This window comes from Glaciecola sp. HTCC2999, assembly GCF_000155775.1.
Lineage (GTDB): Bacteria > Pseudomonadota > Gammaproteobacteria > Enterobacterales > Alteromonadaceae > Opacimonas.
In genome coordinates this window covers 253,149-264,537 of record NZ_DS989812.1, presented here as the reverse complement: position 1 = coordinate 264,537, position 11,389 = coordinate 253,149, and the positions used below count along the sequence as shown (strand labels likewise).

General features: G+C 40.0%; 13 protein-coding genes. 10 read left to right on the top strand and 3 right to left on the bottom strand.

The features are described from left to right. On the top strand, window positions 1–1,635 hold a 1,635-nt coding region (gene sppA, locus G2999_RS07500; protein ID WP_010180320.1), incomplete at its 5' end, for a signal peptide peptidase SppA. Window positions 1,636–1,726: 91 nt separating this feature from the next. Continuing rightward, on the top strand, window positions 1,727–2,224 hold the full coding sequence (locus G2999_RS07495) for a SprT family zinc-dependent metalloprotease (RefSeq protein ID WP_010180318.1): 498 nt from the start codon (window positions 1,727–1,729) through the stop codon (window positions 2,222–2,224). A gap of 28 nt (window positions 2,225–2,252) precedes the next feature. Here G2999_RS07495 and yfbV read toward each other — a convergent pair whose 3' ends face one another. Next, window positions 2,253–2,699: a terminus macrodomain insulation protein YfbV gene (yfbV, locus tag G2999_RS07490; protein WP_010180317.1), complete on the bottom strand. Its 447-nt coding sequence runs from the start codon at window positions 2,697–2,699 to the stop codon at window positions 2,253–2,255. 198 nt (window positions 2,700–2,897) lie between these two features. On the opposite strand from yfbV, the gene trxB reads away from it, so the two are divergent. The 4 genes from trxB (at window position 2,898) to infA (ending at window position 5,640) form a co-directional block, all read left to right on the top strand. Beyond that, window positions 2,898–3,851: a thioredoxin-disulfide reductase gene (trxB, locus tag G2999_RS07485; protein WP_010180315.1), complete on the top strand. Its 954-nt coding sequence runs from the start codon at window positions 2,898–2,900 to the stop codon at window positions 3,849–3,851. A gap of 42 nt (window positions 3,852–3,893) precedes the next feature. After that, complete coding sequence (aat, locus tag G2999_RS07480; RefSeq protein ID WP_010180312.1) at window positions 3,894–4,631, top strand: leucyl/phenylalanyl-tRNA--protein transferase; 738 nt, start codon at window positions 3,894–3,896, stop codon at window positions 4,629–4,631. Then, window positions 4,628–5,341 carry an arginyltransferase gene (locus G2999_RS07475; RefSeq protein ID WP_010180310.1) on the top strand — a complete coding sequence of 238 codons (714 nt, stop codon included), beginning with the start codon at window positions 4,628–4,630 and terminating at the stop codon, window positions 5,339–5,341. Before aat ends, G2999_RS07475 begins: the two co-directional genes overlap by 4 nt. A gap of 80 nt (window positions 5,342–5,421) precedes the next feature. Next, on the top strand, window positions 5,422–5,640 hold the full coding sequence (infA, locus tag G2999_RS07470; protein ID WP_010180309.1) for a translation initiation factor IF-1: 219 nt from the start codon (window positions 5,422–5,424) through the stop codon (window positions 5,638–5,640). A 110-nt stretch (window positions 5,641–5,750) separates the two neighbouring features. On the opposite strand, the gene clpA is transcribed toward infA, so the two are convergent. Both clpA and clpS read right to left on the bottom strand, forming a co-directional pair. Next, window positions 5,751–8,030 carry an ATP-dependent Clp protease ATP-binding subunit ClpA gene (clpA, locus tag G2999_RS07465; RefSeq protein WP_010180306.1) on the bottom strand — a complete coding sequence of 760 codons (2,280 nt, stop codon included), beginning with the start codon at window positions 8,028–8,030 and terminating at the stop codon, window positions 5,751–5,753. A 26-nt stretch (window positions 8,031–8,056) separates the two neighbouring features. After that, on the bottom strand, window positions 8,057–8,377 hold the full coding sequence (gene clpS / locus G2999_RS07460) for an ATP-dependent Clp protease adapter ClpS (RefSeq protein ID WP_010180304.1): 321 nt from the start codon (window positions 8,375–8,377) through the stop codon (window positions 8,057–8,059). A 205-nt stretch (window positions 8,378–8,582) separates the two neighbouring features. On the opposite strand from clpS, the gene cspD reads away from it, so the two are divergent. The 4 genes from cspD to hflD all read left to right on the top strand — a co-directional run bounded on the left by cspD (window position 8,583) and on the right by hflD (window position 11,386). Beyond that, complete coding sequence (gene cspD, locus G2999_RS07455) at window positions 8,583–8,807, top strand: cold shock domain-containing protein CspD (protein ID WP_010180302.1); 225 nt, start codon at window positions 8,583–8,585, stop codon at window positions 8,805–8,807. A gap of 153 nt (window positions 8,808–8,960) precedes the next feature. After that, the gene (locus tag G2999_RS07450) at window positions 8,961–9,551 is read left to right on the top strand and encodes a pseudouridine synthase (protein WP_010180299.1); all 591 of its coding nucleotides are present in this window, start codon (window positions 8,961–8,963) and stop codon (window positions 9,549–9,551) included. Window positions 9,552–9,638: 87 nt separating this feature from the next. Further along, on the top strand, window positions 9,639–10,757 hold the full coding sequence (gene mnmA, locus G2999_RS07445) for a tRNA 2-thiouridine(34) synthase MnmA (RefSeq protein ID WP_010180297.1): 1,119 nt from the start codon (window positions 9,639–9,641) through the stop codon (window positions 10,755–10,757). Beyond that, a complete protein-coding gene (gene hflD / locus G2999_RS07440; RefSeq protein WP_010180295.1) occupies window positions 10,754–11,386 on the top strand; it encodes a high frequency lysogenization protein HflD in 633 nt (210 codons plus the stop codon). Before mnmA ends, hflD begins: the two co-directional genes overlap by 4 nt. Window positions 11,387–11,389: the final 3 nt, after the last annotated feature.

The window sequence follows — 11,389 nt, the reverse complement described above, 5'->3', positions numbered from 1 at the left end:
TTTGACGAATTTGTTTCTGAACCTTTTGGTGGCGAAAGTGCCCCTAGCGAAATACTGGATCGTAATGTAGTCAAAGCATTAGATAATGCTAAGCAAGATAAACGTATTGCTGCGCTAGTACTTGATTTAAGTTATTTCGGTGGTGGTGGTCTACATAAATTACGCACCGTGGCCGCAACAATTGATGACTTTAAAACGTCTGAGAAACCGGTTATTGCGATGGGTGATTACTTCTCTCAAAGCCAATATTATTTAGCTGCACATGCTGACAAAATTTACCTTAACCCTGAAGGCGGCATGTTATTTGAAGGTTACAGCCGTAATCGCATGTATTACAAAGAAGCCATTGAAAAACTCAAAGTCAAAACCCACGTGTTTAAAGTGGGTACTTTCAAATCTGCTATTGAACCTTACATCCGCAATGACATGTCTGATGCAGCACGTGAAGCTAACGAAGCATGGTTATCGGTTTATTGGGATCAATACAAACATGACGTTGCCGCGGCGCGTAATATTGATGTAGATAATTTTGATGACACAGTGGCTAATTTTATGCCTAAGTTTGAAGCTGCTAATGGTGATTTAGCACAATATGCGCTGCAAAACGGCTGGGTAGATGAACTAAAAACACGTGAACAAATGCGTCAAGACATGATTGACTTAGTCGGTGAAAGTGACAGTGGCAATGGTTATAAAGGGGTTACCTATAGCGAATATTTACAAAAAATAAATCTTCCATTCCCAAAAACTGTTAAAGGTGATGCGATTGCCGTTGTGGTGGCAAAAGGCACCATACTTGATGGCACACAATCACCAGGTACTATTGGTGGTGACTCGACAGCACGATTATTACGTAAAGCGCGTTTAGATGATAATGTTAAAGCTGTCGTCATGCATGTTGATTCACCAGGTGGAAGTGCATTTGCTTCTGAAATCATTCGCCAAGAAGTCGAAGAATTACGTCATGCAGGTAAGCCAGTGGTCGCATTGATGGGCACCTATGCAGCATCAGGTGGTTATTGGATATCTGCAAGTGCTGATAAAATCATTGCTTCCCCGAGTACAATCACTGGCTCTATTGGTATTTTTGGTATGCTAATGACATATGAAGAATCTTTAGCTTATTTAGGTGTATATAGTGATGGTGTTCAAACGACAGAGTTTGGATTTAATTCTCTTGCAAAGACATTACCAGATAGCTTGGGTAATCTTATTCAGCGCAATATTGAGCGAGGATATGAAAAATTCATAACCTTAGTGGCTGAGAATCGTAATATGACACTCGAGCAAGTAGATTCTATTGCTCAAGGGCGTGTATGGATTGGCACTACTGCGCTTGAACTAGGGCTGGTGGATGAATTAGGCACACTAAATGAAGCCCTATCATCAGCAGCTGAATTAGCCGAATTAACAGACTACGAAGTGACTTATATTGAGCGTACGTTATCGCCTAAAGAGCAATTTATCCAAGAGTTGCTCCGCAATGCGTCAGTATGGTTAGTTAATACACAAGTTGATCAATCCAATAGTCCGCTGGTTGGGTTAATCCGCTCCGTAGTAAAAGATATCAATGGCATTACACGTTTAAATGATCCCAAAGCAACGTATGCCTTGTGCTTAGAGTGTCAACTTTAGGAATAAAATAGTATCATCTTGGTGAACGCTCAGTAGTATATGCTCTGGGCGTTTTTTTTGACTGCAATTTAACGGGTAACAACGCAATTTCATGGCTTATTTACCAAACGAACACCTACAAATAGCTCAACGTATTGATGATCTCATCAAGCAAGCACAGCAATATTTTAATCGTCAGTTCCCCTCACCTACTTTGCACTGGTTTTCAAGTGGCACAAAAGCCGGTTATGCCGTATTAAACCACAACACACTTCACCTACACGAACAACTTTATTCTGAACATCATGCATATTATTGGTCAGACGTTATCCCTCATGAACTGGCACATTTGATTACTTATCATGTATTTGGACAGGTCAAACCCCATGGCAAAGAATGGCGTTCGGTGATGAAATATGTATTTGATGTATTGCCCACCACCACCCATCAATTACCGGTTAATCATCTGCGCAGAGTTAGGCAAGTCACATATCAGTGTCAGTGTGGCACGATCGAATTATCGATGATTAGGCATAATCGTATTGTTCAAGGTAAGCAAACATACCGCTGTAAAACATGCGGAGACACATTACAACAGCAAGTGGTTTAAGATAAGTAGTCATCCGGATGGAAATAGTTTAAAACCAACGCTCAGTGAATGCGTTATCCAAGTCATCGAATGCCATTTTCAAAAGCGCCGCTAACTCCATATATCTAGGTGCCTTTCGTGTTTGCGGTAAAGTACAGCCTTGTTCTTGCATTTTTTGGCGTATATCAACATACCATGCATGTAAGCTAGGCGGTAACGCTTGGTTAGCACGATGCCCTAACCAGATTTGACCTTGCAAAGGAATAATGAAAAACATCCCCCCCATCGCAAGTGCTTGTGGTAAATAAGTCATTGAATGATTATTAACCAACAATATAATAGTAAAAATCCCAAGTGCTGGTAATACTTTCATCGCAAATTTAGTGGCGGTGATCACTCTGCACTCAGGAAATAAGCTATATAGCTCCCGTTTGAGTGGCCAAGTTTTCATATACGTATGCCCATCTTTGACCATAGTGGCAATAGATAATGACATTCCGCCCCCTTAAAATCTGTCTAATGAATGTTTACTATACTAAATAATTACGTAGTTAGGTAACATGCAGTTTACTAAAATGGAAATTAATAGATAAAGTCCATTTGGAAACATCTTTAACCTTGAATAATCATCTAGTGACACAACATATATAACAACAACATTTTTTGGCCTATCTAGGTCTTATTGGAGAACTCAATGTCTGAAAATAGACACGTAAAATTGCTTATATTAGGTTCAGGACCTGCTGGCTATTCTGCAGCGGTTTATGCAGCTCGCGCAAATTTAAACCCAGTTTTATTGACCGGGATCCAACAAGGTGGTCAGTTAACGACAACAACTGAAGTAGAAAACTGGCCTGGAGATCCAGAGGGATTAACTGGTCCAGATCTTATGGTACGTATGCAACAACATGCGGAAAAATTCGATACTGAAATCATTTTCGACCATATTAACAAAACTGATTTATCCAAACGCCCTTTCACGTTAACCGGTGATAATGGTACTTACACTTGTGATGCACTTATTATTTGTACTGGTGCATCAGCTAAATACTTAGGCTTAGAGTCTGAAACAGCGTTTCAAGGTAAAGGTGTTTCTGCATGTGCTACATGTGATGGTTTCTTTTACCGTAACCAAAAAGTAGCGGTTGTTGGTGGTGGTAATACTGCTGTTGAAGAAGCGTTATACCTATCAAATATTGCTTCTGAGGTTCATGTAATTCATCGTCGTGATAGTTTTAGAAGTGAGAAAATTCTTTCTGATCGTTTACTTGAGAAAGCGAAAAACGGCAATGTGGTATTACACTTTAACCGAACACTGGATGAAGTATTAGGTGATGAAATGGGTGTGACACATATTCGTGTTGCTGATACTCAATCTGATGCCAAAGAAGATATCGAAGTAATGGGTTTATTCATTGCCATTGGCCATAAACCTAATACTGATATTTTTGAAGGTGAACTTGAAATGAAAGATGGTTACATCAAAGTTCAGTCAGGCACCGAAGGTAATGCAACACAAACGAGTGTTGAAGGTGTATTTGCCGCAGGTGATGTGTCTGACCATATCTATCGTCAAGCAATTACTTCAGCAGGAACCGGCTGCATGGCTGCATTAGATGCTGAAAAGTACCTAGACTCACAAGAGTAAGCATAAAAAGCGAGCGATGAGCTCGCTTTTTTCATTCCAAACATGATTACCCTACCCGAACTAGCTCACTACTCGACTGACTTTCCTGATCCTGCTCAAGCACTTACTGAGCCCAACGGGTTGCTTGCCTTTGGTGGTGATTTGTCTGTAGAACGTCTTGAAAACGCATATCGCAGAGGGATATTTCCTTGGTTTAGTGCCAACGAACCCATTTTGTGGTGGTCTCCAGACCCGCGTGGAGTGCTCCCATTAGATGCACTATATATTAGTAAAACGACGCGTAAGTGGCTGAATAAATCACAACATTCTATTACAATTAACCATGCTTTTGACGCCGTCATCACAGCATGTGCTGCCATCCCTAGAGGTCCCATTGTACATGACGATGGCAGTATTGTAGAAAACGGTACCTGGATCACGCAAACCATGGTAAATGCTTACCAGTCTCTGCATAAAGCTAAATTAGCCCACTCTATAGAGATCTGGGATCCATCAGGTCAATTAGTCGGTGGTTTATATGGCATAGGACTTAACGGTGTGTTCTGTGGCGAGTCTATGTTTCATACCCAAGCAAACACGTCAAAATTAGCATTTATCGCGCTAGTTCATCATATGCAACAATATAATGGCGCATTTATTGATTGTCAGATGCAAAATCCGTATCTTGCATCGATGGGCGTAATAGAAGTCTCTCGACACGACTATTTAAAGCAGCTTCATTCAGCAACAGATATGGTGATGCCATCAGATATGTGGCAACCACAAGGAATTATATTGTGAAATTTGGTGTTACCCAACCGTTTGACTGCAGTTATTTACCCGACAAACAAGAACAGTTACTCATATATGTGCCAGCAGAAAAGGAATCAAAAGTCCCTTATTCACATCTTATCCAAGCTGGTTTTCGTCGTTCCGGCGAGCAAATTTACCGTCCTCATTGCCCAACTTGTCAAAAGTGTCAGTCTATACGAGTCGATGTCAGACAATTCAAACCCAGTAAAAGCCAGAGACGTATTTTAAATAAAAATGCTGATGTTCAATGTCGCATCGTTGAATATGGCTCAACATATTTCAATCAACAACTTGCACAATATTTTGATTTATATAGCCAGTATATTTGTGCACGTCATCAAGATGGGTCCATGTATCCGCCCAATGAAGATCAGTTTACTGATTTTATTTATTCGCAATGGCAAGCTCCCTTATTGTTAGAAGCAAGCCTTAACGGAGAAGTGATTGCAATCGCCGTGACCGATGAAACTGAGACCGGTTTCTCAGCCTTTTACACTTTTTTCTCCCCTTTTATGCCACAACGTTCTATCGGCACTTATATGATCCTAAAACAAATAGAATATAGCCTTAAGTATGACTACGACTATTTGTACTTAGGCTATCAAATTGATGAATGCCGTAAAATGAACTATAAAAGTGCTTTTGTTCCTAACGAACGTTTTAATGGTGAACTTTGGGTCGAGGGAAGTAAAAAATAACAGGTATTGCTTTACAGTTCATCGTTTTTTCTGTATTGTCTGCGCGTCAAATTAGCATCATTAAAGGTATTTCCCAAAAAATGGCAAAAGAAGATTGTATTGAAATGGAAGGTACTGTGTTAGATACACTACCTAACACTATGTTCCGTGTTGAATTAGAAAATGGTCACGTAGTGACAGCTCATATTTCTGGTAAGATGCGTAAAAATTACATCCGTATTTTAACCGGTGATAAAGTCACTGTTGAAATCACCCCTTACGATCTATCTAAAGGCCGCATCATTTACCGTGCGCGTTAATAACGATTAATTATTATTGATGATTTTCAAATGGGTTTATTTTGAAAAATTCAGTAATAAACACACATAAAAAAACCGACGTTAATGTCGGTTTTTTTATGTCTGGCTCTCTATTCTTCAGCAGTTGAAACCACGTCAGGTTGTTCGGCTGAAGCATAATTGAATGTCAATTTATCATCTTTGATATCAACAGAAACAGCGCCACCGGCAGTCAAAGAACCGAATAGCAGCTCATTAGCCAGCTCTTTTTTAACCTTCTCTTGGATCAATCGTCCCATTGGACGAGCCCCCATTGATTTATCATAGCCTTGTTCTGCTAACCAATTACGGGCTTCTTGTGAAACCTCTAAAGCGACACTCTTAGCATCAAGCTGAGCTTGTAACTCAATCAAGAATTTATCTACTACTTGTAAAATCACGTCTCTTTCCAAATGGTTAAACCAAATTATACCATCAAGACGATTTCTAAATTCCGGTGAAAAGACTTTATTAATGGCTGATAAAGCATCATGAGAATGATCTTGTTGTTTAAATCCAATCGATTTACGCACTGTTTCTTGGACGCCGGCATTGGTCGTCATCACTAACACCACATTGCGAAAATCAACTTTACGACCATTATTATCGGTTAACGTGCCATGATCCATCACTTGTAAGAGGATGTTATAGATATCGCTATGCGCTTTTTCAATTTCATCCAGAAGGACGACAGAATAAGGATTTTTAATCACGGCATCCGTCAATAAACCACCTTGATCAAACCCAACATAACCTGGAGGTGCGCCAATTAACCTTGAAACGGCATGACGCTCCATATATTCAGACATATCAAAACGCACAAGCTCAACACCCATTATCTTAGCAAGTTGTGCCGTCACTTCCGTTTTACCTACCCCTGTTGGGCCGGCAAATAAAAAGCTTCCAATCGGCTTTTGCTCAGTGCCTAACCCTGAACGCGATAAATGAATCGCATCGGTCAGTGTTTCGATCGCTTTATCCTGACCAAAAACAACTATTTTTAAGTTACGCCCTAAATTCTTTAATACTTCCATATCTGATGCTGATACTGATTTTTCAGGAATGCGGGCAATCTTAGCTATAATTTTTTCTATATCTAATTCGTTAATTTCTTCCACACGTTCATTTTCAGGTAACAAACGACGTGACGCGCCGGCTTCATCAATAACATCGATGGCTTTATCGGGTAGTTGACGTTCATTAATGTACTTCGCAGATAATTCAGCAGCGGCTTGAATCGCTTTGTGTGTGTATTTCACACTATGATGTTCTTCATAACGTGATTTCAAGCCCATCAGAATTTTAGTGGTATCCGCAACACTGGGTTCCACTATGTCAACTTTTTGGAAACGCCGTGCCAGTGCTCTGTCTTTTTCAAAAATAGATTGATATTCTTGGTAAGTGGTTGAGCCCACACAACGTAATTCACCACTTGATAACTTAGGCTTTAGTAAGTTAGATGCATCCATCACCCCACCTGATGCAGCTCCTGCTCCTATAATTGTGTGGATTTCATCAATAAATAAAATAGCATCAGGATCATTACTCAGCTCTTTTAAAATACCTTTCAAGCGCTTTTCAAAGTCACCTCGATATTTAGTCCCTGCGAGCAAGCCACCCAAATCTAAGGAATAAACAGTACAAGAAGCTATCACATCGGGTACATCATCATTCACAATTCGATATGCTAATCCCTCTGCGATGGCTGTTTTACCTACACCGGCTTCACCGACTAATAACGGATTATTTTTTCGACGACGGCATAAAATTTGAATCGTTCTTTCCACTTCATGGTCACGTCCGATCAGCGGATCGACTTTCCCTTCTTTCGAATGCACATTGAGATTGGTTGTATATTGACTCAGCATCGATGCATTTTCTTCGCTTTCGCCGTTTTCTGCTTGAGTGTCTGATTCAGGTGATGGTTCATCGTCTAATTTGCTGACACCATGAGAGATAAAGTTGACGATATCTAATCGAGTGACATCTGATTTTTTAAGAATATAAACGGCTTGAGACTCTTGTTCACTGAAGATAGCAACTAACACATTCGCACCAGTAACTTCGGCTTTACCTGACGATTGAACATGGAATACTGCGCGCTGTAATACACGTTGAAATCCAAGTGTCGGCTGGGTTTCTTGAGAATTATCAGGATCATCAACCATTAATGGGGTCGTGTCTTGAACAAAATTAGTGAGCTCGGTTCTAATCAGCTCAATATCTGCGTTACATGCTTGTAATGCTTCTAATGCAGCAGCATTATCTAATAACGCTAATAGTAAGTGTTCAACAGTCATAAACTCGTGTTTGTGCTGTCTTGCAAATATAAAAGCTTCGTTTAATGTTTGTTCTAAATCTTTATTCAACATGTAAATAACCTCAAAGGCCAAAAATTTTAAGCTTGTTCATAGGAACATAGCAATGGGTGTTGATGTTTCTGAGCGTACTGATTTACTTGCATCACTTTAGTTTCTGCAATCTCTGCGGTATATACGCCACATACTGCTTTGCCTTGATAATGCACGGTTAACATTACCTGGTTAGCTTTCTCCCCGTCCATGTTGAAAAAACGACATAACACTTCTACTACAAACTCCATCGGCGTGTAGTCATCATTATTTAATATTACTTTGTACATCGAGGGTGGTTGAACCTTTTTTTCTACCGATTCATTTATCTTATGCTCATCGATGGTACTGGTATTTTCTTTACTCATTATTTGTTTATATAACCTAATAGTAGACGTTAACTGATTATTTTCAATTATTTCTATGGACTAACCTTGACAGATCAACTACGTAATATCTACTTTTAAGTATAGATGTTTCTAGCTCATCGTCCAAAAATCATTACTCTAAATACAGTATGTATATTTATGTAATGGGGATTTTTCACTACAGATCAAGTTTAAAGGAAAGAGTATGGCTATCGGTAAAGTAAAATGGTTTAACAACACTAAAGGTTTTGGCTTTATTGTCCCTGAAGACGGTAATGAAGATATTTTTGCTCATTATTCCACTATTAAGATGGACGGGTACCGTGCCTTGAAGGCTGGCCAATCTGTTCATTATGATATGGTGCAAGGACCGAAAGGGTTACATGCTGAAAATATATCAATAAATGAGGATGTGGATAGTATGAACTAAGGCATTGCCTTTATTCATAAATGAGAATATTTAGATGGTGTGTGTTGATCGAGTGATGTTCTGTCAATCCAACGGACTTTATTGCTACTCTAATATACGATAACATTCACCATCTTTTAATGCCTACCTTATCAAGATGTATACTTTTGGTTTATGAAATTCTACCGCAACCATTCACAAAATAAGCGTGTTCGTCACACCAATAACGAAAAGAAACTCGTCGTATTATTTAATAAACCATTTAATGTGTTAACCCAATTCACTGATCAAGCAGGACGTCAGACGTTAAAAGATTACATCGATATCCCTAATATTTATGCCGCAGGCAGACTTGATCGTGACAGTGAAGGATTACTGGTACTGACCAATGATGGAAAATTACAGCATGCGCTCGCCCATCCGACCCAAAAAACAACCAAAACTTATTGGGTTCAAGTAGAAGGTGATATTACCGATGAGGCCATCGAGCAATTATCAAATGGGGTAAATCTTAAAGATGGTATGACGGCACCGGCAAAAGTAGAGAAAATGGCTGCACCTGCAATCTGGCCAAGAACCCCTCCCATTCGAGAGCGAGCTTCAATTCCCACTTCGTGGGTCAGTATTACCATTAGCGAGGGACGCAATCGACAAGTCAGAAGAATGACTGCACATGTCAACTATCCAACCCTGAGACTGATCCGTTATCGTGTTGGACAATGGACAATTGATAATATTGCAAATGGTGAATTTCAGATAATTTAGTTTGCAGGTGAAAGCTTAGTCAAGGATTGCTATAATAGCCCACATTGTAATCCCGCTTGTGTTAACCGAGATATTATCATTTTGAGCATGCCAATACCTGAACATATTATTCCTGCAGACACCAAAGTAATAGTAGGTATGTCCGGAGGTGTAGACTCCTCTGTTTCCGCTTATTTGTTGAAACAACAAGGCTTTCAAGTCGAAGGCGTTTTCATGAAAAACTGGGAAGAGGATGATAATGATGAGTATTGCGCTGCAGCTGAAGATTTAGCCGATGCGCATGCAGTGGCTGACAAATTAGGTATCACCTTACATAGCATTAATTTCGCGGCTGAGTATTGGGATAATGTATTTGAATATTTTTTAGCCGAATATAAAGCAGGCCGGACTCCCAATCCTGATATCATGTGCAACAAAGAAATTAAATTTAAAGCGTTTTTGGAATATGCGGCAGAAGATTTAGGTGCTGATTATATCGCTACAGGTCATTATGTTTCTCGCGCAAAAAATGGTGATAAATGGGAAATGTTACGTGGTTTTGATCAAAATAAAGACCAAAGCTATTTCCTCTATACTTTATCACATGAACATATTGCAAAAACCTTGTTTCCCATCGGACATTTAGAAAAACCAACAGTCCGAGAAATAGCTGAAGCACAAGGTTTAGTCACTCATGATAAGAAAGACTCTACGGGAATTTGTTTTATTGGTGAACGTAAATTCACCGACTTTCTAAGTCAATACCTCCCAGCGCAACCTGGTGATATTTATACCTTTGAAGGCGAAAAAATTGGTGAACACCAAGGTTTAATGTATCACACACTAGGTCAACGCAAAGGGCTGTTAATTGGTGGCACTCGTGATCATGGTGATGAGCCTTGGTATGTCGTCGATAAAGATATGACCAATAATCGCCTCATTGTTGGACAAGGTGCTAATCATCCTCGTCTATATTCCAATGGCTTAATCGCCAAACAGCTTGATTGGGTATCTCGTACTGCGCTCACCGAACCCACTCGTATGACCGTTAAAACCCGTTATCGTCAAGCTGATATTGATTGTATCGTCACGCCTATCGATGACGATAGTGTGGAAGTGATATTTGATACTCCCCAAAAAGCAGTAACCCCAGGACAGTCTGCAGTATTCTATCAAGGCCCAGTCTGTTTAGGTGGCGGGATCATAGAGAGTTATATTCGCTCATGAGTAATTTACATCCATTAATCGAACAACAACTCGCATTAGCTGGTGTGGTCCAGGCCGCACTCTTAGTCCAGCAAGTATCGCGCACAGGCACATGCGATGAAGCTGCATTTGAAGCAAGTATTTCCAGTATTTGTGTGACCGACCCTGACACACCACAACAAGTATTTGGTCAGTTAAGTAACCTAAAGATAGGCTTTACTGGTATTGCCGGGCAACTCAGTAATAAGGCCATAGCGAAAGATGCGGAAATTACCCGTTATATCGCGAGCATGCTTAGTTTGGAACGAAAACTAGCCGCTAAACCCAGTGTGCTGAACGATCTCGGTGTGCGTATTACCAATGTCCAGCGACAATTGGGTCATGTCGAATTTGAACATCAGCAAATACTATCATCATTAGCGAGTATTTATGTAGATGTGGTGAGCCCTCTAGCGCCCAAAATCCAAATTTCAGGTAATCCGGCACATCTCAAACAAGAAAGTAACCAACATAAAGTACGTGCGCTATTACTAGCGGGTGTACGAGCTGCAGTGATGTGGCGTCAAATGGGCGGTAAGCGCCGTCATATATTATTTAATCGTAAACGTATTTTGCGCAGTGCTAATTTAGCGCTCCAAGAAATACACTAAGCT